Consider the following 25,292-nt stretch of genomic DNA (forward strand, 5'->3'; position numbering starts at 1 on the left):
AGTCTGCTAAGATTAAAAGATAAGTATTGAAGTTTTCTGCCTATCGCAAAGTGCTTATGATTACATGATTTTTAAGTACTTTGTTTCTTGCTTTACATGCCAAAAGAAAGATTAAATTTAAGAAATTATAAGACAGGTTGTGAAAGGGGGAAATTTATGAAGAAAAACGCAGAAATCACAATTCAACCTTTAATGGAACAATCCATAGCTATCATCAATGACACAAATGAATCGTTTCCGATCATCGGCAAAATTCTCCCGATTTTTTCGAACGGTCTTTGGTTCTATGAAGAACAGTTATATGATACTCCATCAGAAATCCGTTTCCCGGATGACAAACTGGATTGGTCTACTTATATCGATAGCAGTGAAAAAATTGTTTTGTTAGCATTTCATGAGAATGAATGCATTGGGCAAATCCGCCTCGTCAAAGACTGGAATCGTTTTGCCTACATTGAAAATATCGCTGTCCGAAGCAGTTTCCGGAAAAGCGGTGTCGGTCACTTGTTGCTCGAAGCAGCTGAAACCTGGGCGATGGAACAGTCGTTAATCGGCTTATCGCTTGAAGCACAAAATGATAATCTGATTGCCTGTCGTTTTTACGTAAAAGAAGGATTTGTTCTTGGTGGGGTGGATACGCTGAAGCAGTCGGCTAATCCGGAAATTGATATCACATTGTACTGGTATAAACTTTTTTAAACGGTTATTGACGCACACACTCATATGAACAGAACAGAGGGAGCCGGAATTAACATCCGGCTCCCTCTGTTCGTTTGATAGAAATCATTTGATTCACGCGACTCCTGCAGGAAAAAGCGCAAGGTGACTTGTGCTGTCAGAGACAAACAAGACCCGCTTTCCTGTCTCAATGGGACAGGAAAACTGGCTTGTGTCTCGCCTGAGGAAAGCGCGTGGAAAAAAATGATTTTTTGATTCGCCTATTGTTCCAAGCCGTTCTTCTCAATGATAGCATCCGACAGGCGTAAATCCTTCCGGACATCCGCTTGTTTTTTACATAAATCAAGGTCGACTTCGCTTGTCGTCGAGACGTCATAACAGACACCGTTGCCGGCTTTTTTCGTTAAGTCCGCTTCATAATAATAGTTTTGATACCGGAACGATCCGTCGCGGAACGCCGTCACGTTCGGTTCATCATCGACGAGCGAGTTGCCCATCATGTAGGAGGACTCGAGGTTGAGCAAGTCGACGATCGTCGGAGCAATATCGATTTGTCCGCCGTTTTCTTTGATGATCTTTCCGTCCTGTTGATTCGGTTTCTTGATGAACAGCGGGACTTGGCGATCGAGTTCGAACAGGTCGACCGGGTTGTCGATTCCGGCTTTCTCCCGCAGTTCGCTGCCTTCGTTCGTCAACCCGCTGTCGTGGTCGCCGTAAAAGATTACGAGCGCGTCATCCCACATGTTTTTTGCTTTCAATTCGTCAATCATCAGCCCGACGCCCTGGTCGACATAATGAACGGTCTGGTAATACCGTTTCAGCATCGGATCGTCGTACCCCGTTAAGTCGAGTTCACGTTCATCTTTTGGAATCTCATACGGCGTATGACTCGTCAAGGCGACGAGGAACGAGAAGGACGGTTCTTGTAACGTCTCCATATGTTCAATCGATTTCGTCAAAAACTGTTGATCGTTTAAGGCCATTCCGATTTCTTTGTTGTCCGGATAATCTTTATTACTGAAAAAGTGATTGAATCCGAGGTTGTCGTAAACTTTGTCCCGGTTCCAAAACCCTTTGTCGTAGGCGTGCATTGCGGCTGTGTCGTAGCCGCTGTCTTTTAACAGTTGCGGTAAGGCGCCGAATTCATTGTCCGGGAAACGGGTGTAGACCGAGCCCGACTTCAACGGGTACAGCGACGTATTCGTAATGAATTCCGCATCCGACGTCCGTCCTTCGTGCGTTTGGTGATAAAACGACTCGAAGTAGAGCGACTCCTGTTTGAGTTCGTTTAAGTGCGGCGTCAGCTCCTGCCCGTTAATCGTCTGTCCGATGACGGACCCTTGGAAGGATTCCAACTGGACCATGATGATGTTCGGTGTGTTGACAGCACCAGCCGTTTCATCCGGTGCGGATTGTTCGAGCCGTCGCCGCTCCGCTTCCGTCAATGATTCGTCCGGACTGATGGCCCGCGTGATTCCACGGGCGAGATCGACACCGTGATATCCCCAAAAACCGAGCTGGTAGTAGTCACGCATGTCGGAGATCGACTGGTCGAGCCGCTGCTCCTGTTTGACGACGGCATAGGTGAGTGGTGCTGCGAACAGCACGATGCCGGCAAGAAAAGCGGCAGCCGCCGAGCGATGCTGCTGTCGTTTCGCAACAGCAAACCGTTTCTTCCGTAAGAAAATTAAAACGAGTCCGAAGATGATGCTATCTGCGAACAGGAAAAAGTCGGTCGGGACGATCAGTGCCATGAAACCACTGCCGACATCACTCATTTGAAGCATTTGTGACATCAGGGAAACGGACAGTAAATCGTCAAAGTAGCGGTAATACCAAAGATCTGAGACTAACAGGAAACTATGTAGCACTAACAGACCAAGCCAAATCCACCGCCGTTTCTTCCACTGGATGAGCAGCGTCCAGCTCGATAACAGCAACATGCCGGCCAGGTTCAACAGGACGAGCTTGAATGAAACTTCTGTGTTCGTATAAAAGCTGAAGAGCATGAACTTGAGCATGCCCAGTAGTAAATAAAATGCATAACCGAATCCGATCATCAAAGCCAACCTCCTTGTCTGTATCATCGTTGTCTAATGCTGTTTACCCTAAAGTCGAGGCTTGAGAACGTCAGGATGTGCTAAGCCTAGAGAAGATGTAAAAGGAACTAAGTGTCATTTATTTTTCTTTAATTTGGAAAACATTTGCACAAACGTGCATTGTGGTGTACATTTGTGCAAAAGGGGGTGCATAATGAGCGATCCACAAGAAATAAACGTGCTGTACCGGGTAGCACGTATGTATTACGAACAGGATATGACGCAAAGCGAAATCGCAAAAGAGTTAAGTGTTAACCGAACGAGCATCAGTCGGATGTTGAAAAAAATTCGTGAACAGGGAATCGTCCAGATTCGAATCAACTATGATGCCTTTCGTGATGTTGCGGTCGCAGAAAAACTAAAAGCGCGCTATAACCTGAAAGAAGTCATTCTTGTACCAACGAAACGAGCGGAGTCAAAGCCGCATAGATTGATGGCGATGGGACAGGCCTGTGCGAGTTATTTGAACGAAATCATCAATGAACAGGATGTCGTTGGCTTTTCTTGGGGCAGCTCGTTGGCCGCCGTCGCGGAAGCATGGCATCCGACAAAAGGACTCGACATTACATGTGTACCGTTAATTGGGGGACCGGACGGAAAATTAGCCAGTCGCTACTATGCAAATACGATTGTCTATGAAGTGGCGCGAAAAACAAACGGTCAGTCCAAGCTGATCGATTTTCCGGCAATCGTTCAGACACCGGATTTAAAAACAGCGCTGACGGATTCAGGACATTTTCGTGAAGTCGAAGGGTTATGGGGTCAATTACAGGTTGCGGTCGTCGGAATCGGCTCACCGTTGATCAATGACGGTCCGAACTGGCTTGGGTTTTACGGGGAACGGCTCGACCGGTCGATGCAAGACGGACAAGTCGTCGGAGATATTTGCTCGAACTTTTTTGACGCGTCAGGGAAACTCGTCGAAACCGAGCTGACGGGGCGGACGATTTCAATTGATTTGGCACAATTGAAGCAAGCAAACTATGCGATTGGAGTCGCTGAATCGACAGCGAAAGTGAGTGCAATCCGGGCAGCGTTGACGGCAGGATACCTGAACGTCCTCGTCACGACGGAAGAGACGGCATACGAATTGTTGGCAGAATGAGTACGGATTATAAGGGAGCGATTGAAGATGGAACAAGTGAATTGGGGAATCGTTGGACCAGGAGGCATCGCAGCGGAATTTGCCGCAGCAATCAAAGAAGTGAACGGACGGATATTCGGCGTGTGGGGGAGAAACACGGACAAAACGAACCGATTTGCTGAACAGTTCGGGATTGAGCAGGTGTATGCCGATACGGAGTCGATGTTCCAGGACGGGCGAATTGATGTCGTCTATATCGCGACACCACATAGCGTCCACTATTCGTACATCGTCGATGCCTTAAACGCCGGAAAACATGTGTTATGTGAAAAGGCAATCACGATGAACAGTACGCAACTTCAAGAAGTGATTCAGCTTGCGCAGGCAAAAGATTTAATCCTCGCCGAAGCAATGACGATTTATCATATGCCGCTGTATCGAAAGCTCCATGAAGTGATTGATCAAGGGAAAATCGGCAAAATCAGCATGGTCAATGTCACGTTCGGTAGTAGCAAGGAAGATGATCCGACGAATCGGTTCTTCAATCCGGATCTTGCCGGCGGGGCGATGCTCGATATCGGAACGTATGCACTCTCGTTCACACGCTTGTTCTTATCGAGTCAGCCGACCGAATTGCATACGACACTTAAAAAATACAAGACAGGTGTCGATGAACAGTCAGGCATCGTGATGAAAAACAATCAAGAGGAGCTGGCCGTCGTGTCACTGGCGATGCGGGCGAAGATGCCGAAGCGGGGAATCGTCGCTGGAGAAAAGGGCTTTATCACGGTCGATGATTTTCCGAGGGCAGACAAGGCGACCATCACCTATACGGCGGATGGGACCGTCGAGACGATCGAAGCCGGAGATACGGGTAAAGCCCTCGTGTATGAAGTCGAAGCGATGAATGAGATGGTGATGAACGGACGAGAAAACTGGACGTTACCACTCTCACGTCAAGTGATGAGCTTGATGGATGAGGCACGCCAACAATGGGACTTATCCTATGCTTTTGAATAATTAAACGGAATCATGCGAAAGGAGCGAGTACGATGATGAGAGGAATCGATCATGTCGGGATGACTGTACCCGATATGGAAGAGGCGACGACATTTTTCAAGCAGGCCTTTGACGCGAAGGTTTGTTATGATGTGCAACGCCCTGAGCAAGAACCGATGCAAGGTGAGGAAGTCGAACAGCAACTCGGATTACCGTCTGGGAAAACAATCATCCACATGCGATTACTGCAAATCGCGAAGGGACCGACGCTCGAACTGTTCCAGCTCGGTACACCGACGGATCAGGAACCGGCACGGATTTCTGATCTCGGTCTGCACCACTTCGCAATCTATGTCGATGACATGCAGGAAGCGACGCAGCGGTTTAAAGACGCGGGGGGAACACTTCTTTCGGCACCGCATCCGTTAGCCGGTGTCGAGGACGGTCCGCGTAACCGTGGCGTCTATGGTGTCACGCCATGGAGCAGCTTGATTGAATTAATCGCTTATCCAGACGGTATCGATTATCCCGATGGCAGCGAAGCAAAGCGGTGGACACCACCGGCTTAAAATCGTAGAAACGAGTGATGTTATTCTTCTTAAGGAAGCGTGCATCGCTCGTTTTTTTAAATGCCTACTCAAAAAAGGTTTTTGGAAGGAATTGGTGAATTTCTAATAAAAGAATGAAACAAGGGGGGAAGATGGATGACGCATGAAGAATTAGCGGTACGGTTTCAGACGTTCGCGGAACGCGAGTGTAAGGACTCAAGTCCGTTTTACGATTACTTATCGCGTCACGTCGCGCGTGATACAGCGATTTTGACAATATGCCAACAGGCACGGGACGGACAACCGGTACCGAACCTCTTGTTTGGTGCCGTCCATTATCTGTTACTAAAAGGGATCGAGCATCCGTTAGCCCGGTATTATCCGAGTGTGACGACGGACGCCGCACCGTTCGATGAGTCATTTCCGGCTTTTCAGGATTTTTGCCGGGTCTACGAAACGGAATTGATTGAGTTGCTGACGACGCGTCTCGTCCAAACGAACGAAGTCCGGCGCTGTACCTATCTCTATCCGGTCTTCGGGATGATTCATCAAGCCGAACAGCGTCCGCTCGCGTTACTTGAGATCGGTACGAGTGCCGGTCTGCAGTTGCTGTTCGACCAGTACGCATATGACTACGGAACGGGGGAGACGTTCGGAAATCCGGCGTCGCGTCTTCGTTTGACGTCGACGATTGAAGGTGAGCATGTCCCACCGCTTGCACGGACAGCACCGCCGATTGCCGAGCGAATCGGGCTTGACTTGAACACCGTTGATTTGACGGATGACGACGAACGATTATGGTTAAAGGCCTTGATTTGGACGGAACACCGGGAGCGGCTTGAACTGTTTGAACAGGCGGCACGTTACGTCGCCGAACATCCACTCGAACTGATTGAAGGGGATGGGATTCAACTCCTTGAACCATGTGCCGAGCGAATTCCGACAGCGCATATCCTCTGTATTTTCCATACCCATGTCGCAAACCAGTTACCGCTTGCACTGAAAAAAGAACTGCTCCACGTCGTCGAGCGGATTGGACAAACGCGTGACGTCTATCACCTGTACAATAACGTTCAGGACCGTTATTTGCACCTTGATCTGTACCGGGACGGGGCACTCCAGGAACAGACGATTGCTGAAACGGACGGGCACGGACGTTGGTTCAAATGGTTGTTGCCGACTGCATCCGTTCTTCCGAACTAAGAAAAAAAGAGAAGCAGGCATCGAAGTTCAGTCACAAAAAATCTTAGGATCAAGATAAAGGCGTTTTTTTACAGACAAAATGGGAAAAGATAACCTGTACATCCATTGTCCGTCACTGTCGTAGAAAAGGAGCGATTCCATGTCTAATGTGAAATTAGCAGTCATTTACTACAGTTCGACCGGTACCAATCATCAACTCGCCACGTGGGCGAAAGAGGCAGGGGAAGCTGCCGGAGCAGAAGTCCGCCTTGCAAAAGTTAAAGAAACCGCACCGGCGGAAGCGATTGCCTCGAATCCACTTTGGCAAAAACATACGGACGCGACACGTGACGTCGAAGAAGCAACCGTCGACTTACTCGACTGGGCGGACGCAATCATCTTTAGTGTGCCGACGCGTTATGGACATGTCCCAGGTCAATTCCAACAATTCCTTGATACGACGGGAGGACTTTGGGGACAAGGAAAACTTGTCGATAAAGTCGTCAGTGCAATGTCTTCTGCACAAAACCCGCATGGTGGTCAGGAAACGACCGTCCTTGCCGTCTATGCGACGATGTTCCACTGGGGTGCAATCGTTGCGGCACCTGGCTATTCGGATCCGGTGCTGTTTGCAGCAGGAGGGAACCCGTACGGAACGACGGTCACCGTCGACCAGGAAGGGAAGATGGTTGAGTCAGTTGAACCTGCCGTCCGTCATCAAGCAAAACGGACAGTCGAAGTGGCGAGCCGTCTCCTGAAGTAAGAGCGCAAATTCAAGCAATCAAAAAAGGACGATCGATAGCGTTTATCGATTGTCCTTTTTGTATGAAGTGTGTAGTTGAAATCAAGCATTCGGATGGCGCAATGGCAAGTCGACGGTGAAAGTCGATCCTTCACCTTCGATGGATTCGACGTGGATTTCACCGTCATGAGCACGGGCGATTTCGCGACAAATCGATAGACCCAGTCCAGTCCCGCCGATTTTGCGTGTATCCGAGTTATCGACCCGGTAGAATTTTTGGAATAATTCACCCATCGCAGAAGTCGGAATCCCGATTCCGTGGTCACGAATCGCGACGGAAGCCTGCGTATCGCGAACCGCTAATTCGATATCGATGGCTCCGCCGGCCGGTGAATATTTGATGGCATTGTTGATTAGGTTCCCGAACAATTGACGGATTTTTTTCGCATCGCCTTCGATTAACAGATGCGTTACATCGTGTGAGACGGTAATCACATGAGTCGTCGAAGAGAGACCGTGGAATTGTTTCAGGTCTTCAATCAGTTCGACTAAATCAAACGATTCAAACTCATATTCCTGACGGTCTGCTTCCATCCGTTGTAAATCCAGGAAATCGTTAATCAGTAGAGATAAGCGTTTTGTCTCTGAGTGAACGGCTTCGAGGTAAGTCTTTTGCCGCTTCGGTGACAGCTCACGTTCAATCATCAATTCGGTAAATCCGTAAATCGATGACAAGGGTGTCCGTAATTCGTGCGAAATCGTCGAAACGAGTTCATTTTTTAAACGATCGATTTCGACTTCGTTCGTGACGTCACGCATAACGAGCATGATGCCACGGAACTGACCACCGTAGTGGATTTTTTCAGAATACGTTTTGATGAAACGTTTTTCCTGATCAATCGAGAACAGGATACCTTCACCGGTTTCGTGCTCAATAAAGGTTTGATGCAAATAACGCTCAAACTCAGGCAGTTGGTCAACCCGGTATTTTAAATTGACGATCGATTCATCAATATCAAGCAACCAGTCGACTTCCGAATCTTGTTCGATTGAATGGTTGAATAGATCAAGTAACGGCCGGTTAATTAACTGATTGGAGCCGTCCGGTTCAATGTAGACGACGGACTCACGGATTGAGTTTAGAAGACGGGATGTCTTCTCACGTTCACGGTCGATCTCATCAAACGTTCGCATCCGAAGCAGGGATAGGGCGAGTTGACGTGAGAAGGTCGCAAGTTCTTCTTGTTCTTGTTTGTTGAAGGCCATGTCTAGACGCATTAAATAGATATAGGCAATGATTTCATCCGTACTCGGATCAAGAACCGGAGTAACGGCTAAGGCGCGTTCAGCATTTTGTGCCGTATGCGGTATCTTATCACGGCGCGCTTGACGGATTAATGGTTCAATCGTCGCGATCAAGGTGTCCTGTTCTTGATCTGTCATCGCGTGCGAGATGATATTGGTTACAGTCGTTCCTTCTTTAAAGATAAGTGATCCATGCGTCGACCCTGTAATTTCAACCATTTTTTCGATGACAGCAGGATAAGCCGTCACGGAGTCACGGGAAGCAAGCGTCTCTGTCAGTTGGTTCCGTATTTTTAGTAATGCTTCATTGCGTAACGTCACTTTGAGTGCTTGTTCCAAGTTATCGTTCGTCGACATCAGGCGATGCTTGTTATCAATCAGGGCGGATGCCATCTGATGAAACGATTTACTAAGTTCGCCGATTTCGTCAGAGCGTTCAATCGGAATCAGTGGTGCTGTATGTTGTCCTTGCGCGAGCAATTTACTTTCTTTACTCAGCAGTTGGATTTGACGCGTCGTCCGTTCGATGAAAGGACGAACGAGGAGTAACACGACGAGAAACAGGACTGCTAGGTTGATTAACCAAATCCAACCGGCGTATTTCGTCTGTTGAACGAGTTGGTCTTTTGCTGTTGCTTCCTTTGCGTTTAAGCTGTTTCGGTAACTCGTAAAGACACTTTCCATCGTGTTGACACTCGTGCGCATCGTTTCGCTATCGGAAGCATCCATTTTAAATTTCCGGTCAGGGTCTGACGGAATGTCTGGCATCATTGCTTTTAAACTCGGCATCTCAAGAAACGTTTCATCAATCGCTCCTGACTGTTTCGCTTGGACGTAACGGATGAGACTCGGCATGACGAATTTCGTATACGACGTATAGAGCGATCGGATGTCAGTCGCATAAATTTGATCAGCTTCATAAATCCGATTTTGTTCGAACCATTTCGTCTGGCGCTCGAGTGATGCTTGTTTCGACTCGATCACATCCATGACGGCGTCATCTCCGAAGACGACATAGCCCCTGACTTCATACTGAAGCGACTGCCATGTATCCCAGAGCTTCGTCGCGCGGTCTTCTCTGGTGCTGATATCGTCAATCCTACTTTCGGCATTAGCGACTTGATGATTTGTATAAAAGTAAGCAGCAATCGAGGTCGTTGAAAGTACAAGTAAGATAAGATAAAAAGCGAACATGATTTGCCGACTGATTTTTTTATTTAACCATTTATTCATATAATTTTTAAATGCTCCTTTACGTCAGCGTATATATGCATTAGATGTAACTTGTGTACATATTTTTCTTATCATAATCGTACATTTTTTAGACTTAAAAATATAGAAGAAAAATTAAAATATCTTTAATATGAGAAATTAACATTAGAAAAGACATACTGATTGACAGTATGCCTGAGCGTAGAATTGACCTTAGTTAAGTTAGTGTTTTACTTGAATGGCTTGGGTGAAGTGACCGGATCATGCTTCTGCGACGACGACCTTCCCGATCGTCTTCCCACTTTCGACGAGACGATGGGCTTCTTTTAAGTTTGCTGCATTGATGTCGGTCAAGGTTTTCGTGACCGTCGTTTCTAACTCCTCTGCATCGATCCACGCCGCGACTTGCGTCAAGATATCGTGTTGGCGCATCATGTCAGGCGTTTGGAACAGGGACCGGGTGAACATGAATTCCCAGACGAAGTTCGCACTCTTCTGTTGCAAGGCACTTAAATCAAGCAATTTGTCGGTCTCGACGATGCTGCAAATACTTCCTTGCGGCGCAATGACATCGACCATCGCTTCAAAATGCTGATCGGTCGCATTCAAACAAAAGATGTAGTCGACGTACGAATAGCCGAGTGCTTCCAGTTGCGGGCGGAAGTCCTCATGGTGGTTGATCGTATGGTGTGCCCCGTGTGCTTTCGCCCAGTCGATCGTTTCACTGCGCGAAGCCGTCCCGATGACGGTCAGTCCGGCTTTGTTCGCGAGTTGCGTCGCGATGGAACCGACACCTCCGGCTGCACCGACGATTAAAATCGTCTTGTCGAGGTTCGACTTGGCGTCAAACGAGATATGGAGGCGATCGGTTAATGCTTCGTATGCCGTCAGTGTTGTCAACGGCAACGCCGCCGCTTCGGCGAACGTCAACCGTTCCGGTTTTTTCGCGACGATTCGCTCGTCGACGAGTTGGAACGTACTGTTTGATCCCGGACGGTTGATGGCACCTGCATAATAGACTTCGTCACCGACTTCGAACCGTCCGACGTCATTCCCGACTTCGACGATGATTCCGGCAGCATCATACCCGATGACTTTCGGTTCCGTTTCATCTTGACCGTGTGCCCGGACTTTCGTATCGACCGGATTGACGGAAACGGCTTTGACTTCGACGAGTACATCATGACCAGTCGCTTCCGGACGTGGCAGTTCAAGATTAATCAAACTATTCTCTTCTGTAATCGGCAAGTGTTGGTGAAATCCAACGGCTTTCATCTGTGTCATCTGTCGTCATCCTTTCCTGTTTCAGGTATCTCTTCAAAATGTTCCACCGTGTAGCTGAAATGAAACGTCTACAAAAAGAAGGAAACGCTAACGCTAACGCTAACGCTAACGCTAACGCTAACGCTAACGCTAACGCTTTGAATGCTAATTGTGCGTCAACAAAAAAAGCCCCATCGATCAGACGACGCATTTAAAGATGCGCAGCCGTGTGAGTAAGGGGCTTTTTGAATGAGTATTATAATGCAGGTGTTTTTGTCGGGGCGACTCCAGTAGTTGCGTAAGTTGCATCGATGTCTTGGCGGATTTTTTTGATCGGTGTTCCTTGTTGGTAGGCGACGATGGATTGTGCCGCGATATCGAGACATGTCCCGCATGTGATGCCGTGTGTTGTCCACGTCGTTTCACCTTCTGCTGTCTGATTGGCGATGAAACAGTCATAGTTACTCGTATGACCGGCTGTCTCACCGCATCCACAGTAACACGGCATTTTTTCAAGTAAGTCTTGATGCTTGGCGACGGCAAGATAAATCGTTTGGATCGATTCATCGGTTTCTTTTAAGAAAGCGGGTGCAATCGTCTTGGCACTCGTTTTTTCGAGTTGATCCCCTGCACCGTGCGTCTCGTGCTCTGCATGTTCTGTGCTCATCTGCTTGTCTGTATGTTGTTCCGCTGGGGCACAAGCGCCGAGCGCTAGACTTGCCGTCAACGTTAGTGTAAACCAACGTACTTGTCGTTTCATGAACTTCCCTCCAAATCGATTTCCTCTATCAGTCAGTATACCGTGTCGTTTAATCGATTTGAGAGGGGGATGATGACGATTTAATGACTAGCTCATTTCAATTGTTGTTCAATCGTATCGAAGTTCGCTTCCATCATCGTCAAATAGGTCGATCCGTCTTTTCCTTCGGCACCGAGTGAATCGGTGTAGAGCGTACCACCGATCGGGACGCCGGTTTCACGCGAGACAGTTTCCATGCTCCGACGATCGACGCTCGTTTCGACGAACAGGACGGGAATCTCTTGTTGTTTAATCAAGTCGACGACGCGGCGAACTTGATCCGGCGTCCCTTGGTTATCTGAATTGATTTCCCAAATGTAATCGGCTTTAAAATCGTAAGCATCGCTAAAGTATTTAAAAGCACCTTCGCTCGTAATCAGGTGACGTTGTTCTTCCGGTATCCGGGCAAAGCGTTCTTTTGCTCGCGTATCGAGTGTTTCAAGTTCTTGAATATAGGACGATGCATTTTTTTCATAATCAGCTTTATGTTCCGGGTCTTCTTTAATGAGACCGTCTTTGACATTTTCGACATACTGAATTCCGTTTTGAAGATCGAGCCATGCATGGGGATCGGTTTCCTGTTCTTTCCCTTTAGATGTCAGGTACTTCGGATCGACACCTTGACTCAGTTCATAGACAGGAGCATCTTTATCGTCTTTGTTCGTACTTGAACGTAATTTGTTGAACCATGAACCTCCAGCTTCAAGGTTGAGTCCGTTGTAAAAGACGACATCGGCATCTGCCATTTTTCGAACATCCGTCGGAAGTGGGTCATATTCATGCGGGTTTGCTCCGATTTTGACCATACTATGGACCTCGACGTGTTCACCGCCGACGACGCGGGCCATGTCCTCTAAAATCGAATAGGTCGTGACGACCTGAAGTTTATCGTTGTCTGTTGATTCACTTGAACATCCAGCGAGTAGCGCGCTGAGACCGACGAGTGGAATGAGCGTTTTTAATTTCATGAAGCAACCTCCTTTGTTGATGTTTTCCATTTCCGCATCAAGCCGTGGCGCGGAGAAAAAATGAAGACGAGCGCAAACAATGCGGTTGCGACGAGAACAATCGACGCACCGGAAGACAGATTGTACGTGAAGCTCAAGTAAAGACCGATGATGGCGGAAATCGTTCCGAAGCTGGCCGACAGGAAAATCATCCGTGAGAGCCGGTTCGTCAACAGATAGGCTGTCGCAGCAGGCGTAATCAGCATCGCGACGACGAGAATGATGCCGACGGTCTGTAAGGAGGCGACCGTGACGAGCGTCAACATCATCATCAGTAAATAATGGATGAATCGTGTCGAAAGACCGTAGGCAGCTGCCATCGTCGGGTCGAACGAGGTCACGAGTAATTCCTTGTAAAAGAGATAAATGCCACCGAGGACGATGATACCGATGATGAGGGTCATCCACATATCACTCGGACGGACGGCGAGCACGTTACCGAACAGGATGTGGTACAGGTCGCTGCTACTGCGTAAAAATGAAATCAGGATAATCCCGAGAGCGAAGGCGGACGTGAAGAGAATGCCGATCGCTGTATCATTCTTGATACGACTGTTTTGGCTGACGAATCCAATCCCGAGTGCGGTCAGCAGACCCGTTGCGACCGCTCCGATGAAGAAGTTGATTCCAAGCAAGTAGGAAATCGCGACACCGGGTAAGACGGCGTGCGAAATCGCGTCGCCCATCAAAGACATGCCGCGCAAAATGATGAAACATCCGATCACGCCGCAAATCACACCGACCATGATGGACGTGATGAGTGCTTTTTGTAAAAAATCGTATTGAAAAATCGCTTCGATGAAATTCATGAGGAGACCTCCGCTTTCTTCAAGAAGGCAAGTGGATTCCCGTAAGCCCCTTCAATCGTATCTGCTTGCAAGACCTCTTCCGGTCGACCGTACGCGATTACCGTCTTGTTAAGGAGTAATAATTCGTCAAAATAATCAGCTGCCTTACTCAAATCGTGATGGACGACGATGATCGTTTTGCCTTCGTCACGCAACGTGCGCAGGAGATCGATGATGACACGTTCACTGACGACATCGACACCAACGAACGGTTCGTCGAGTAATAAAAGTTCAGCTTCCTGTGCGAGCGCACGAGCTAAGAAGACCCGTTGTTGCTGTCCACCAGACAGTTCACCGATTTGGCGGTCGGCGAACTCACTCATGCCGACGCGTTCAAGACAAGCACTCGCAAAAGCGCGGTGGTGTTTGTTCGGTCGTTTGAACAACCCGAGCTTCGGATAACAACCAATCAGTACAGCATCGATGACACGAATCGGAAAATCCCAATCGATGACACTCCGTTGCGGAACATAGGCGATTTGAGTTCGGGTCGCATCAATCGTTTGTCCGAGCAGGGTGATTTTTTCAGCTTGAGCAGGAATCAACTCCATCAAGGCTTTGATGAACGTCGATTTTCCGGCCCCGTTCGGACCGATGATGCCGACGAGCTGACCGGATAAAATGTTTAACGACACATCTTCAAGTGCCGTCGTCTCAAAATAGGAGACAGATAAGTGTTCTACTTCTATCGCGTACATCGTACATGCTCCTTTCAAATTTTAATGAAGGTATAAAAAGTTTCCTTAGGGCAAAAAAAGAACTAAAAAAATTAGATTGCATAAAGTCATGTATCATTCGTTAAACTATAAATGTTTCCTTAGGGCAAACTTTAACGGGTTTGTCTGCAAATGTCAACTGGATTCAAAGGGGGGAGCTTTTGAACATCTCATGCTAAGATAAAGAAGGAGAAAACGTGGGGGTGGTAACGTGAGTCAGTCGAATGAACAACAGTGGAAGTTATTGTTGCTGGATGCGCTGTTAAAAGAGCGTCGTGAACAAGCACAACAAGCGATTGAGGAAGTCTATCCCTATGACTTAGCAAAGCTTTATGTTGAGCTAGAACCAGTCGAGCAAGAACGGCTGCTTCGTTATCTCGATCACGAGCGTTTAGCAGATGTCATTGAGGAACTTGAGCTTGAACAACAATTAGAAGTCTTGCGTCGACTCGATGTCGAACATGCAGGTCACGTAATGGACTTGATGGAAAACGATGATTTAGTTGACCTCTTAGAAGAGCTGCAAGAAGAGGAAGTCGACCGCCTTCTGTCCGGTATGCGTCAGGATGAAGCGCTCGTCGTCCGAAACCTGCTGACCTATCCAGTCGAGACAGCCGGTCGCTTGATGACAAACCGTTTTATTTGGGTCCCGGAAGACTTCACGGTCGGAGAGACCGTCGAAAAGATGCGTGACTATATCGAGTATTCGGAAACGATTAATTATGTCTACGTCGTCAATCAGTTGAGTGAACTCGTCGGTGTCATCTCATACCGGAATTTAATTCTTGCGAATAATGCCGAGCAGATTGGTGACGTCATGGATCAAAAAGTCATCCGTGTATCGGCTGAAACCGATCAGGAAGATGTCGCGAAGATGTTCGAACGCTATGACCTCGTTTCGTTACCTGTCGTCGAAGGCGATGTACTCGTCGGTCTGATTACGGTCGATGATGCGTTAGATGTTTTACGGGAAGAAGCGAATGAGGACATCGAGAAGCTGGCAGCGTCCGGTAAGTCGATTGATTTTGAGACGAAACCACTGATTGCCGCAACACGTCGGTTGCCTTGGTTGATTTTATTACTGTTCATCGGCCTCGTTTCCGGTTCGATCATCAGTCAGTTTGAGGAGACACTATCGAAAGTCGTTGCGCTCGCCTTCTTCATGCCGATGATTGCCGGGATGACCGGAAACACAGGAACGCAATCACTTGCGGTCGTTGTCCGGGGGTTGATTACACGGGAAGTCGACAAAAAGGTCGTTACGCGTTTGATTTTACGGGAATTCCGCGTCGGTTTAATCATCGGGGTGACGTGTGGAATTTTAATCGCCATCATTGCCTATGTCTGGCAGGGAAATCCGATTCTTGGTCTCGTCGTCGGTAGTTCGTTAATCATCACGTTGATTTTCGGAACGCTCGCCGGGACAATCATTCCGCTGATTTTGCACCGGTTGAAGATTGACCCGGCGATTGCCTCGGGTCCACTCATTACGACGCTCAATGACATCTTGTCGTTACTCGTTTATTTCGGGATTGCGACTGCCTTTATCAATCATTTGATGTGAAACATTGAAGAAGCACGCCTGACGATATGTCAGGCGTGCTTCTTTCGTGTAGACGAAGTTGCAGTTGTGAAATGAGAGCGTCGTTCTTTTCGTTGTTTTCCCCGCAGGAGTCAACGAAACATGATGCTTTTTAGGCGTGTCGCTTTGAAGACGAGAAAGCGCTATAAGGCAGTACACCTACATGAACTCTTCGACCTCGATAAGCGATACATCGCCTGAATCAAGGCGTCATCCGTGTCCAAACAGCGAGCGGACCGATATCATCAAATCCGGCTTCGAGTGCTGTGATCAGTTGATCGCCATACTCGTAGCCGACGATTCGTTGCCCGGGAAAATGGGCTGAACTGAGCCGAATGACATCGTCCCATAAGCGCTCGTCTAGATAATCCGATGTTAAATGCGAAAGTCCCGTCGTCTGTCCGTTCGAAAAAGCGATAAAGGCAGCTTGTTGTTGATCGGAGAAAAACAGGCGGACCTCTTTTCGATTGAATAGGTCACGTGGTAAGTCATGGACGTCGACGAGTTTGAAAAACTGTTCTGCAAGCCGCACGTTTGTCACGACCGTCCAGTCAGGCGGCAGGGCCAGACGATCATAAATCGGTTGGCGTGCAATCCACTCTGCTGTAAAGAGATGAGTCAGACCGTCTTTTGAAAAATCATAGCTCGCCGTACAATCTTTGATACTGCTTGCTGTATCGAACGTCAAGTGTTGATGGGGCGTCCGAATCATCACTTCTGGATACAGTGCAGGCACGTCTCCGGTCGCAATCCATTGATCGTCCGTTTCCTTTACGGTACAGCCGTGGAGCTCACAGATGAGCCGACACCAGTCGAAGTTGTTTTGAATCGCGGCTTGTCGCATCGGACGTTCTCCCTTCATCAATCTTCGTCGGGTTGCTTAATCAATACGTACGAGAGGGTAGCAATCAAGGTCAGGAACAGACCGCATCCAATCGTAATGTAGGCCATCGTGAAGATTTTACTAAGTGTCGTCGTCGGGACGAACGTCGGGTGACCGATCGTACTGAGCGTCGTGATGCAGAAATAGAGAGCATCGACGATCGATAAATTTTCTTCGGTGCTATAGAAAATTGTTCCGGAAACTAACGTCAACAAACAGAGGAACAGGAGTCCCTGGAAATAAGAAATCTGAAACGCTCGTCGAATGCCTTTGAACAACCGTGAAAAAATCGCTAAAAATGAAATCATACAAATCTCCTTAATGCTGACGCAATGTTTTGTCCATCGTATCATGAATCCGGTAATCATTTTTACCGTTGTTTTTGACGTCATACATCGCCTGGTCTGCATGGTGAATCAATGTATCAAGGTTGATCCCGTGGTCAGGTGAGAAACTGATCCCGATACTCGTTCGGATGTCGATTAATTCTTCAGCTAGCGTGAAAGGATTGACTTGGAACCGCTCGAGCAAGGACGTCGCGAAGTGGTGCAGCTGTTCTGGTGTCTGGTCATAGAGCAATAAGAAAAATTCATCGCCTCCGACACGTGCCGCAAATCCGATTTCTGCAACATGTTCTTCTAGCAGCTGTGCGATGTGAATTAAATATTCATCACCGATTTGATGACCGAACGTATCGTTGATCGCTTTGAATCCGTCGAGATCGACGACGGCAATCGAGCAACTCGCGTGTTGTAAGAGTTCCGCCGCGGCTGTTTCGTAAAAGCTGCGTCGGTTCGGAATCTTCGTCAAGGGATCGTTATAGGCGAAGAAACGAATCGCTTGTTCCGCCTCTTTCGAAGCTTGAATGTCACGAATGAGCAACATCCCATGCAGTTCTTGTTCGATGAAAACGAAATCCCCATCCATGACGACATACCGTTCCTGTTTTTGAATCGTCGCGACTTTCGTTTCGTATTCGATGAATTGATTAGAAGAGTCAAAGTGGTGTGTGTAATGTTCGAGCCAGTCCGTTCGCTTGTTTTGCGGCAAGTAATCAAGGAACGACTGTCCGACGAGTTCCGTTTCTTCGAGCAGTTGATAGGCGGCCGGATTAGCACTTTCGATGACGCCACTGCGGTCTAGAAGAACGATGGCTGACGGGTTCAAGTTGTAGAGTGTCGCGAAGCGTGTTTGATAAGAAGCCAAGAAATCAAATCGACGCATTGACATCGTGATGGCAGCCGCCCAAAAGAGTCCGCCATACATATACGCATACGGTGGGATCTTGCCGTAAAACGAAAAGTAACCGAACAAAATGTTCCAGATGAGTGTGAGCGAAGCAGCGAAAATCAGTAAGGTGATAATCCCCCGCCGCGCATCGTTTAATTGTTTGCGTGTATAAACAAGTAACGTGAAGACCAAGGTGTGAAACACGTTTCCGACGGTGATTGTAATTAAATAAGATGAATTGAATTCTGGGTAGATGAACAGACCGACTTGTTCAAAACGTTGGCTGTTGATGACATTCGTTTGAAAGAGATAAGTTACGAGGACGATGAGCATCGGTGCATAAAAAATCCCGGGATACAAAAAACGGGGGATTTTTTTTCGAAGATTTGAGACACGAAAGATAAAGTGAAGAGACGTACTAAATACAAGTAATCCGGCATTTCCGAACCAGTACGTCACGAAAGCCGGACTCATTTCAATCGGCGAAGCATTTCGGAAAAATTCGCCTAAGAACATCATCCCGTAAGCAAATGTGAACAGACTTAACAGGCGGTGTTCCGCTCGTTTCGGGTTGCGTAAGAAAATGTCGACGGACATATAAAACATGATGAACGTGGGTAGTAGATAAACCGCGGTAAACAAAAATAATGTCGTCATGACAAGACCGCCCTTTCTAAGCTGTAGGTATATAGTCTCAGTATAGGACGTCTGACGAGAGGATGACGGCGTTTTTTTTACAAGAGGGAAATCATTCAAGATTTAATGTCAATTGACGTGTCTTCGTGATACCGATTAATCCAGACGGATCGGCAGATGTCTTATGCGCGACGAAAGCCTCGTCGACCGGTGTCGTGCGGACGCGCAACGGTTTTGGTTCTTTCATGTGGACGAGGGCATAAACCAACTCAGCGATTTCACGCGATGCTTGGCGCGTCGCATGGTGTTTCCGGTACAGACGTAAATAATTTTCGACGATTGGTTTAAAATCATCCTCATGCAAGCCGCCTGACTGCTCGAGCTGGTCAAGAACGTTTGCCGTGAAGTTCGTCTCGACGGCACCGGGCTCAATCAGTGTCACATCAATTGAAAAGAACGGTTTGTAATAGGTCGCGAGGCTTTCGAGTAAACCTTCGACGGCAAATTTGCTCGCACAATAAATTTCATTGAGTGGTTGTCCGACGAGTCCGCCCGTACTTGAAGTCGCGAGCAAGTGACTCCCGTGCGGTGCCGCTTTTAACAGGGGCAGACACTGTTCAATCGTTCGCATCACGCCAAAGACGTTCGTCTCAAACAGTTGGTTGATCTCATAACTCGTCGCCTGCCCGATTGCCCGCAGTAAGCCTTGGCCGGCATTACAAAACAAGACATCGAGATGACCGACCTCTTGTTCGATTTGATGAGAAGCTGCTTTCAAACTTTTCGTATCCGTGACATCAAGTGTAATGAAGCGAAGGTGAGTAGAACTAAAGTCTTCAAGTGTTTCCGTTCGTTCGCGTACCCCCGCGTAAACTGTCCATCCGGATTCAGCAAAGCGACGAGCTGTCGCTAATCCGATTCCTGACGAGGCACCCGTAATTAACATGGATTTCATATCGTCGTCCCTCCTTATCTAATGTGGCATTAGTTTCCTTTACCCGAATCTGGATACGTTTTATTTGCATTAAAATTGCAATTTTTAATGAAAAAAATTAAAATAAAGGAAAGAATTGAATATAAGGAAGGTGCTTTATGGGTCAAGCAGAACGATTACAAAAGATGCGTGAATGGATTAAGACGACGCCGGAGCTGACGCTCGATCAACTGGTCGAAACGTATCAAATTTCGCGGGATACAGCACGGCGTGACATCATTCAACTGGAAAGTGAAGGCGATATCATTCGCATCAAAAACGGGCTTGTTCGTGCGGGGGCGAAGCGCACCTTGAAGTACGATCAACGGACGGAGCAACCAGAGAAGGAACGGATTGCAAAACGGGCCTCGATGCGAATCAAGCAGGATGACCGGATTGTACTCGATGCGGCGACGACGGTCGCGAAGATGACGGCGTATATTCCGTTCTATTCCTTACAGGTCATCACCAATTCACTCGAAATCGCGGAGCAGATCGGCGAACGGGCAAACGTCGACTTGTATGTCACGGGTGGCAAGTTCGATCCGCATGCGAAGAGTCTCGTCGGTATCAAAACAGCGGATGACATCCTGCATTATCAAGTCGACCGCGTGTTCCTCGGAGCGTGCGGACTGACAAGTGAAGGGGTGTTCGCAGAAAATTTAGAAGAAGCGATTGTCAAAAAGGCGATGATTCGGAGCGGGGCAGAAGTGATTGTCTTAGCCGACCGGACGAAGTTCGACAAACGTTTTTTCCATAAAGTCTGTAGCTTAGAACAACTCGATGTTCTGATTACGAACGAGCGCCCATCTGCGGATTGGGAAGAACGACTACATCAAGCAGACGTCACGATTGAAGTGGCGAAGGAGGAATTGACATGACACCGATTCAAACCACGATTGTCGGATTCGGCTTTTCAGCTGTAACGTTCCATGCCCCGTTACTCGAGGTGTTACCCGAATTCCATGTGCGACAAGTCGTCTCACGTGACGCAGGAAAAGTCCACCGTGTCTTTCCGGAAGCGCGTGTCGTTACGACGCTCGACGAGGCCTTGCACGATCAAGCGACAGAGCTCGTCGTCATCACGACACCGACAGGTCTTCATTTCGAGATGGCGAAGCAAGCAATCGAAGCAAACAAACATGTCTTACTCGAAAAACCGGCCGTTGTTACGATTGAGGAAGGGGAGGCGCTACTGGCACTTGCCGAACAACATCGGGTGCATGTCGCCGTGTATCACAACCGTCGCTATGACGGTGACTTCCTGACGGTCGAGCAATTGATAGAAGCCAATGAAATCGGTGATTGGCAACTTCTCGAGTCACGTTTTGACCGTTACCGTCCGGTCGTCCGTGACCGCTGGCGGGAGAAGCAGGGAGCGGGTTCCGGCATCTTGTTTGATCTCGGTTCCCATTTGATTGACCAAGCGCTTGCCTTGTTCGGTGAACCGGACGAATTGACGGGTGACGTCTTGATACAACGTGGCGGGGCAGAGACGGATGACGGCTTCCATATCACGCTGCACTATGGCAAACGCCGGGTGATTCTTCGCTCGACATCGTTCGTTCAAGGACCGACACCACGTTTTGAGTTGCACGGTACGCGGGGAAGCTATGTGAAATACGGGATGGACCCGCAAGAAGCGCGACTTGCTTCAGGGCGGGAAGCGGACGGGACATTAGGTGAGGACGACCCGGAGGACTTTGGTCATCTGCAGCTGGCAGAACAGGCAGCAGAACGGCTGGAAACGCTATCCGGAAACTACCTCGGCTATTACCGCGACTTAGCGGACGGGTTAGCGACAGGGCGACTGCCGGTCGACTTGCATGATGCTTTGAAGACGATGAAGCTGATCGAAGCCGTCCGCAAAAGCAGTGAAGATGGACGGACGATCTGTCGGAAGGAGTGGGACAGATGAACATCGAAACTTTACTCGAACAAGAACAACAGCTCGTCTTGACGAGTTTGACGAATCAAGAGGCGATTGCTGCCGGACAATACGTCATTGAGCGGGCACTGCGCGAAGAGTTAGCGGTTGCCGTCGAAATCAAACGCAATGGGCAACGTCTCTATTACGCGGCACTCGAAGGAACGGCTCCCGATCAAGAAGAATGGATTCGCCGTAAATCAAACGTCGTCACCCGTCACGGACATAGCTCGCTCTACATGCGTGTCTACAATGAACTGAAACAACGGTCCTACCATACGATGTACGCCGTTGCGCCAGGCGATTATGCGGATGCGGGGGGATCGTTTCCGATTCGGGTCGCAGGCGTCGGGATCATCGGTACACTGACCGTGTCAGGGTTGTCGCAAGAGGCCGATCATCAATTAGCGGTCGATGCGTTGACTTTTTTAAAACAACGAATGGCGTAAGGAAAAACCGTGTCCCCGATTCAGGGAACACGGTCTTTTCGATTGTTAAAAATAAAAAATGTTTCTTATATCTGTTTCCGATTGTTCGATTTTACTAGTTCGTGGGTGACTTTCTCACCGGATGCAGGTACGAATCCGAGGCGCCGATAAAAACCATCTGCGGCATCAGAGAAGAGTACGAGCCGGTCGTAACTTAAGAAAGCTTCCCGAATCATTTTCTCGAGTAAGCTCGTTCCGACTCCTTTGGACCGTGCTTCAGGTAAAACGTAGACGTGGCGAATCCGGCCGGTCGAAGCTTCGTGCGGTTGTTTCGTATAACCACCACAGGCGATGGGTTGCCCCATCGGCGAAAGAACGATGAATAGCGCCTCACCGGTCTCTTGAAAGGTTTCATCGCGACGATTTCGTAACATGTACTCAATAAATTGAAATCCTTCCTGCGAGCTTTTCGCAAGTAAAGGCAACCAATTATAGCTGTCAAAATCGTTTACTCGTTCAACTGTCATCTCCATCGTCAATTCCTCCTTCTTCTCCCTCCATTATTCCTTTTTTAGTGAGGACAGAAACACAAAAATGAAGCAAATTAATCTTTTTTCGAATAGAGACTGGATTTTTAAAAGCCATTTTGCGTATAATGAGAAGTAATGGATTGAACGCAAATGAAAGGAAGTGGCCGTCACAATGAGCCTCAGCCGTTTGAGTAAAGAAAAAATTACTGAACTTTCACTGATTGAATTCGTCAATGAAATGCTTCAAGAAGCTGGCGAACAGCCAATCACTTTCGATGACATCACGAAAGAAATTGAAAAGTATCATTCGTTTACAGGTGAAGAAGACAAGTTCGAGAAACTTGCTCAACTCTATACAGACATGAATATCGACGGAAACTTCGTTAACGTCGGAGCAAACCGTTGGTCACTCCGTGCTTGGTATCCGTTTGATAAATCAGACGAGGATCTCGTCATCGAAGCACGTCAACGTGGTGAACTCGACGAGTTCGAAGAAGAGTTCAACTATGACGCAGAAGAAGATGAATTCGAGACGATCGAAGATGACCTCGATACATTCGCGAAGACAGCGGACTATGATTCAGCTGACGACACGGAAGACGATTCTTTCAAGAAAGTTGCAGCAATCGACGATCTTGAAGATGATTTAGAAGAAGACGATCTCGAAGACTTCGAGGACGACGAAGAAGAAGTATAAACAACCGTACAGCTGCGATTTCGAGTAAGAAATCGTAGTTTTTTCATTGACGGCTGACTAAGGACGAAAGATTTTTATTTGTTAAAAATCTGCTTGACGAAGTTTTCGGAATGACGTAAGTTAGTCATGGGCTTCTTTAAGCAACGTGCTTAATTTCAGCAAAAGTGTCTCCTGCAAATGGGGGCACTTTTGCTTTTTTTATTTTATTAGACCTCTGCTAGATTTTTGGACTTGAGAAGGGAGCATTTTATTCATGACAAAGTATATTTTCGTAACCGGTGGGGTAGTATCTTCGCTTGGAAAAGGAATCACGGCTGCTTCACTCGCACGGTTGCTCAAAAACCGTGGTCTGAACGTCACGATTCAAAAATTTGACCCATACATCAACATCGATCCAGGTACGATGAGCCCATATCAACACGGTGAAGTATTCGTAACGGATGATGGCGCTGAGACCGATCTTGATTTAGGTCACTACGAGCGTTTCATCGACATCAACTTGAGCCAAAACGCAAACGTGACATCCGGTCGCATCTATTCGACAGTTCTCAAAAAAGAGCGTCGCGGTGATTACAACGGTGGAACGGTTCAGGTCATTCCGCACATCACGAATGAAATCAAGGATCGTGTCTTCCGTGCCGGTAAAGAGACAGGCGCAGATGTCGTCATCACGGAGATTGGTGGAACAGTAGGGGATATCGAGTCGCTTCCGTTCATCGAGGCCATTCGCCAAGTCAAGAACGATATCGGAAAAGAAAACGTCATGTATGTTCACTGTACGCTCGTCCCGTATCTTGCAGCAGCAGGTGAATTGAAAACGAAACCGACACAACACAGTGTCAAAGAACTCCGCAGCTACGGAATTCAGCCGGATATTATCGTGCTTCGTTCAGAGCATGCGGTCCCGCAAGAAATGAAAGATAAAATCGCACTCTTCTGTGATACACGTCCGGAAGCCGTCATCGAAGCACAAGATGCATCGACATTATACGAAGTACCGCTCAACTTGCAACGTCAAGGCATGGATCAACTCGTTTGCGATTACTTCAAGTTCGATACACCGTCAGCTGACATGACAGCGTGGAAGCAACTCGTCCATACGGTGACGCATCTTGAGAAGAAAACGAAGATTGCACTCGTCGGAAAATACGTTGAGCTCCGTGACGCGTACATCTCAGTTGCTGAATCGCTCAAACACGCCGGTTTCGCCTTCAATAGTGACATCGACATCGACTGGATCAATGCAGAAGACGTGACGCGTGAAAACGTCGCCGAATTACTTGGTTCAGCAGATGGAATTCTCGTTCCAGGCGGATTCGGAGAACGCGGCATCGAAGGAAAAATCGAAGCGACGCGTTTCGCACGTGAAAACAACGTTCCGTTCTTCGGTATTTGTCTCGGCATGCAGCTTGCAACAGTCGAATTCGCACGTAACGTCTTGAACCTCGAAGGGGCACACTCGGCTGAAATCGACCCGTCGACACCATATCCGATCATCGACTTGCTCCCTGAACAAAAGGACATCGAAGATCTCGGTGGAACGCTTCGTCTCGGTCTGTACCCGTGTAAGCTTGAAGAAGGTTCAAAAGCACGTGCGGCGTATTCGAGCGAGCTTGTCTACGAACGTCACCGTCACCGTTACGAGTTCGGGAACGAGTTCCGTGAGCAGTTCGAAGCGAACGGCATGATTTTCTCGGGTACGAGTCCGGACGGCCGTCTCGTTGAAATCATCGAGATTCCAGAACATAAATGGTTCGTCGCGTGTCAGTTCCACCCGGAATTGATTTCACGTCCAGAACGTCCGCAAGCACTCTTCCATGACTTCATCCGAGCGTCACTTGGAGAATAAGAAGTAGGACGAGCAAATCAACCCCCTGTCTCCAAGCGGAAACAGGGGGTTTTGGCGTGTAGACAAACTCTTATG

The 25,292-nt window shown here is 48.0% G+C and carries 24 protein-coding genes; 12 read left to right on the forward strand and 12 right to left on the reverse strand.

What is annotated here, in order from left to right; all coding sequences use genetic code 11:
- Positions 1–156 precede the first annotated feature (156 nt).
- A complete protein-coding gene (locus tag KNQ05_RS13730) occupies positions 157–699 on the forward strand; it encodes a GNAT family N-acetyltransferase (protein ID WP_214805777.1) in 543 nt (180 codons plus the stop codon).
- Positions 700–938: 239 nt separating this feature from the next.
- Here KNQ05_RS13730 and KNQ05_RS13735 read toward each other — a convergent pair whose 3' ends face one another.
- Positions 939–2,738: an LTA synthase family protein gene (locus KNQ05_RS13735; protein WP_214805778.1), complete on the reverse strand. Its 1,800-nt coding sequence runs from the start codon at positions 2,736–2,738 to the stop codon at positions 939–941.
- Between the two features lie 193 nt (positions 2,739–2,931).
- Here KNQ05_RS13735 and KNQ05_RS13740 point away from each other — a divergent pair, with 193 nt between their 5' ends.
- The 5 genes from KNQ05_RS13740 to wrbA all read left to right on the forward strand — a co-directional run bounded on the left by KNQ05_RS13740 (position 2,932) and on the right by wrbA (position 7,353).
- Positions 2,932–3,882, forward strand: a complete 951-nt coding sequence (locus tag KNQ05_RS13740) for a sugar-binding transcriptional regulator (protein ID WP_214805779.1) — start codon at positions 2,932–2,934, stop codon at positions 3,880–3,882.
- Positions 3,883–3,909: 27 nt separating this feature from the next.
- A complete protein-coding gene (locus KNQ05_RS13745; RefSeq protein WP_214805780.1) occupies positions 3,910–4,881 on the forward strand; it encodes a Gfo/Idh/MocA family protein in 972 nt (323 codons plus the stop codon).
- 32 nt (positions 4,882–4,913) lie between these two features.
- On the forward strand, positions 4,914–5,429 hold the full coding sequence (locus KNQ05_RS13750; protein ID WP_214805781.1) for a VOC family protein: 516 nt from the start codon (positions 4,914–4,916) through the stop codon (positions 5,427–5,429).
- A gap of 135 nt (positions 5,430–5,564) precedes the next feature.
- Positions 5,565–6,611 (forward strand): DUF2332 domain-containing protein, encoded by a 1,047-nt coding sequence (locus KNQ05_RS13755; RefSeq protein WP_214805783.1) that lies wholly within the window; start codon positions 5,565–5,567, stop codon positions 6,609–6,611.
- A 139-nt stretch (positions 6,612–6,750) separates the two neighbouring features.
- Positions 6,751–7,353 carry an NAD(P)H:quinone oxidoreductase gene (gene wrbA / locus KNQ05_RS13760; RefSeq protein WP_088838019.1) on the forward strand — a complete coding sequence of 201 codons (603 nt, stop codon included), beginning with the start codon at positions 6,751–6,753 and terminating at the stop codon, positions 7,351–7,353.
- A gap of 81 nt (positions 7,354–7,434) precedes the next feature.
- Here wrbA and KNQ05_RS13765 read toward each other — a convergent pair whose 3' ends face one another.
- The 6 genes from KNQ05_RS13765 to KNQ05_RS13790 all read right to left on the reverse strand — a co-directional run bounded on the left by KNQ05_RS13765 (position 7,435) and on the right by KNQ05_RS13790 (position 14,464).
- A complete protein-coding gene (locus tag KNQ05_RS13765) occupies positions 7,435–9,870 on the reverse strand; it encodes a HAMP domain-containing sensor histidine kinase (protein ID WP_214767826.1) in 2,436 nt (811 codons plus the stop codon).
- Positions 9,871–10,110: 240 nt separating this feature from the next.
- The gene (locus tag KNQ05_RS13770; protein ID WP_214805784.1) at positions 10,111–11,133 is read right to left on the reverse strand and encodes a zinc-binding alcohol dehydrogenase family protein; all 1,023 of its coding nucleotides are present in this window, start codon (positions 11,131–11,133) and stop codon (positions 10,111–10,113) included.
- Between the two features lie 235 nt (positions 11,134–11,368).
- The gene (locus KNQ05_RS13775) at positions 11,369–11,872 is read right to left on the reverse strand and encodes a PCYCGC motif-containing (lipo)protein (RefSeq protein ID WP_214805785.1); all 504 of its coding nucleotides are present in this window, start codon (positions 11,870–11,872) and stop codon (positions 11,369–11,371) included.
- 92 nt (positions 11,873–11,964) lie between these two features.
- Complete coding sequence (locus KNQ05_RS13780) at positions 11,965–12,879, reverse strand: metal ABC transporter substrate-binding protein (protein WP_088838015.1); 915 nt, start codon at positions 12,877–12,879, stop codon at positions 11,965–11,967.
- Positions 12,876–13,727 carry a metal ABC transporter permease gene (locus KNQ05_RS13785; protein ID WP_029331835.1) on the reverse strand — a complete coding sequence of 284 codons (852 nt, stop codon included), beginning with the start codon at positions 13,725–13,727 and terminating at the stop codon, positions 12,876–12,878. The genes KNQ05_RS13780 and KNQ05_RS13785 overlap by 4 nt, the downstream gene beginning before the upstream one ends.
- Positions 13,724–14,464 (reverse strand): metal ABC transporter ATP-binding protein, encoded by a 741-nt coding sequence (locus tag KNQ05_RS13790; RefSeq protein ID WP_214802914.1) that lies wholly within the window; start codon positions 14,462–14,464, stop codon positions 13,724–13,726. Before KNQ05_RS13790 ends, KNQ05_RS13785 begins: the two co-directional genes overlap by 4 nt.
- Positions 14,465–14,693: 229 nt before the next feature.
- Here KNQ05_RS13790 and mgtE point away from each other — a divergent pair, with 229 nt between their 5' ends.
- Entirely contained in the window at positions 14,694–16,046 is a 1,353-nt protein-coding gene (mgtE, locus tag KNQ05_RS13795; protein ID WP_088838012.1) for a magnesium transporter, read from the forward strand.
- A 220-nt stretch (positions 16,047–16,266) separates the two neighbouring features.
- On the opposite strand, the gene KNQ05_RS13800 is transcribed toward mgtE, so the two are convergent.
- From KNQ05_RS13800 to KNQ05_RS13815, 4 genes are all read right to left on the reverse strand, one after another.
- Positions 16,267–16,908 carry a hypothetical protein gene (locus KNQ05_RS13800; protein WP_088838011.1) on the reverse strand — a complete coding sequence of 214 codons (642 nt, stop codon included), beginning with the start codon at positions 16,906–16,908 and terminating at the stop codon, positions 16,267–16,269.
- Between the two features lie 17 nt (positions 16,909–16,925).
- The gene (locus tag KNQ05_RS13805) at positions 16,926–17,255 is read right to left on the reverse strand and encodes a potassium channel family protein (protein WP_029331830.1); all 330 of its coding nucleotides are present in this window, start codon (positions 17,253–17,255) and stop codon (positions 16,926–16,928) included.
- Between the two features lie 10 nt (positions 17,256–17,265).
- A complete protein-coding gene (locus KNQ05_RS13810; protein WP_088838010.1) occupies positions 17,266–18,834 on the reverse strand; it encodes a GGDEF domain-containing protein in 1,569 nt (522 codons plus the stop codon).
- A gap of 91 nt (positions 18,835–18,925) precedes the next feature.
- Entirely contained in the window at positions 18,926–19,768 is an 843-nt protein-coding gene (locus tag KNQ05_RS13815) for an SDR family NAD(P)-dependent oxidoreductase (RefSeq protein ID WP_214805786.1), read from the reverse strand.
- Positions 19,769–19,905: 137 nt separating this feature from the next.
- Here KNQ05_RS13815 and KNQ05_RS13820 point away from each other — a divergent pair, with 137 nt between their 5' ends.
- The 3 genes from KNQ05_RS13820 to KNQ05_RS13830 are packed head-to-tail and all read left to right on the forward strand — an operon-like array spanning position 19,906 to position 22,162.
- Positions 19,906–20,667, forward strand: coding sequence for a DeoR/GlpR family DNA-binding transcription regulator (locus KNQ05_RS13820; protein ID WP_088838008.1), 762 nt, complete (start codon positions 19,906–19,908; stop codon positions 20,665–20,667).
- Complete coding sequence (locus KNQ05_RS13825) at positions 20,664–21,704, forward strand: Gfo/Idh/MocA family oxidoreductase (RefSeq protein ID WP_214805787.1); 1,041 nt, start codon at positions 20,664–20,666, stop codon at positions 21,702–21,704. The genes KNQ05_RS13820 and KNQ05_RS13825 overlap by 4 nt, the downstream gene beginning before the upstream one ends.
- Entirely contained in the window at positions 21,701–22,162 is a 462-nt protein-coding gene (locus KNQ05_RS13830; protein WP_214805788.1) for a heme-degrading domain-containing protein, read from the forward strand. Before KNQ05_RS13825 ends, KNQ05_RS13830 begins: the two co-directional genes overlap by 4 nt.
- 65 nt (positions 22,163–22,227) lie before the next feature.
- Here the strand turns inward: KNQ05_RS13830 and KNQ05_RS13835 are convergent, their stop codons facing one another.
- On the reverse strand, positions 22,228–22,674 hold the full coding sequence (locus KNQ05_RS13835; RefSeq protein ID WP_088838005.1) for a GNAT family N-acetyltransferase: 447 nt from the start codon (positions 22,672–22,674) through the stop codon (positions 22,228–22,230).
- Between the two features lie 169 nt (positions 22,675–22,843).
- Here KNQ05_RS13835 and rpoE point away from each other — a divergent pair, with 169 nt between their 5' ends.
- Positions 22,844–23,368 (forward strand): DNA-directed RNA polymerase subunit delta, encoded by a 525-nt coding sequence (rpoE, locus tag KNQ05_RS13840; RefSeq protein ID WP_029331815.1) that lies wholly within the window; start codon positions 22,844–22,846, stop codon positions 23,366–23,368.
- 253 nt (positions 23,369–23,621) lie between these two features.
- Positions 23,622–25,217 carry a CTP synthase gene (locus KNQ05_RS13845; protein ID WP_029331814.1) on the forward strand — a complete coding sequence of 532 codons (1,596 nt, stop codon included), beginning with the start codon at positions 23,622–23,624 and terminating at the stop codon, positions 25,215–25,217.
- The last annotated feature ends 75 nt before the right edge of the window (positions 25,218–25,292 follow it).

The organism is Exiguobacterium sp. s125 (assembly GCF_018618605.1).
In the GTDB taxonomy this organism is placed as follows: Bacteria; Bacillota; Bacilli; order Exiguobacteriales; family Exiguobacteriaceae; genus Exiguobacterium_A; species Exiguobacterium_A oxidotolerans.

Coding starts and splice junctions, on each gene's coding strand:
- KNQ05_RS13730 (WP_214805777.1), top strand. CDS start 157: ATGAAGAAAAACGCAGAAATCACAATTCAACCTTTAATGGAACAATCC.
- KNQ05_RS13735 (WP_214805778.1), bottom strand. CDS start 2,738: ATGATCGGATTCGGTTATGCATTTTATTTACTACTGGGCATGCTCAAG.
- KNQ05_RS13740 (WP_214805779.1), top strand. CDS start 2,932: ATGAGCGATCCACAAGAAATAAACGTGCTGTACCGGGTAGCACGTATG.
- KNQ05_RS13745 (WP_214805780.1), top strand. CDS start 3,910: ATGGAACAAGTGAATTGGGGAATCGTTGGACCAGGAGGCATCGCAGCG.
- KNQ05_RS13750 (WP_214805781.1), top strand. CDS start 4,914: ATGATGAGAGGAATCGATCATGTCGGGATGACTGTACCCGATATGGAA.
- KNQ05_RS13755 (WP_214805783.1), top strand. CDS start 5,565: ATGACGCATGAAGAATTAGCGGTACGGTTTCAGACGTTCGCGGAACGC.
- wrbA (WP_088838019.1), top strand. CDS start 6,751: ATGTCTAATGTGAAATTAGCAGTCATTTACTACAGTTCGACCGGTACC.
- KNQ05_RS13765 (WP_214767826.1), bottom strand. CDS start 9,870: ATGAATAAATGGTTAAATAAAAAAATCAGTCGGCAAATCATGTTCGCT.
- KNQ05_RS13770 (WP_214805784.1), bottom strand. CDS start 11,133: ATGACACAGATGAAAGCCGTTGGATTTCACCAACACTTGCCGATTACA.
- KNQ05_RS13775 (WP_214805785.1), bottom strand. CDS start 11,872: ATGAAACGACAAGTACGTTGGTTTACACTAACGTTGACGGCAAGTCTA.
- KNQ05_RS13780 (WP_088838015.1), bottom strand. CDS start 12,879: ATGAAATTAAAAACGCTCATTCCACTCGTCGGTCTCAGCGCGCTACTC.
- KNQ05_RS13785 (WP_029331835.1), bottom strand. CDS start 13,727: ATGAATTTCATCGAAGCGATTTTTCAATACGATTTTTTACAAAAAGCA.
- KNQ05_RS13790 (WP_214802914.1), bottom strand. CDS start 14,464: ATGTACGCGATAGAAGTAGAACACTTATCTGTCTCCTATTTTGAGACG.
- KNQ05_RS13800 (WP_088838011.1), bottom strand. CDS start 16,908: ATGCGACAAGCCGCGATTCAAAACAACTTCGACTGGTGTCGGCTCATC.
- KNQ05_RS13805 (WP_029331830.1), bottom strand. CDS start 17,255: ATGATTTCATTTTTAGCGATTTTTTCACGGTTGTTCAAAGGCATTCGA.
- KNQ05_RS13810 (WP_088838010.1), bottom strand. CDS start 18,834: ATGACGACATTATTTTTGTTTACCGCGGTTTATCTACTACCCACGTTC.
- KNQ05_RS13815 (WP_214805786.1), bottom strand. CDS start 19,768: ATGAAATCCATGTTAATTACGGGTGCCTCGTCAGGAATCGGATTAGCG.
- KNQ05_RS13820 (WP_088838008.1), top strand. CDS start 19,906: ATGGGTCAAGCAGAACGATTACAAAAGATGCGTGAATGGATTAAGACG.
- KNQ05_RS13825 (WP_214805787.1), top strand. CDS start 20,664: ATGACACCGATTCAAACCACGATTGTCGGATTCGGCTTTTCAGCTGTA.
- KNQ05_RS13830 (WP_214805788.1), top strand. CDS start 21,701: ATGAACATCGAAACTTTACTCGAACAAGAACAACAGCTCGTCTTGACG.
- KNQ05_RS13835 (WP_088838005.1), bottom strand. CDS start 22,674: ATGGAGATGACAGTTGAACGAGTAAACGATTTTGACAGCTATAATTGG.
- rpoE (WP_029331815.1), top strand. CDS start 22,844: ATGAGCCTCAGCCGTTTGAGTAAAGAAAAAATTACTGAACTTTCACTG.
- KNQ05_RS13845 (WP_029331814.1), top strand. CDS start 23,622: ATGACAAAGTATATTTTCGTAACCGGTGGGGTAGTATCTTCGCTTGGA.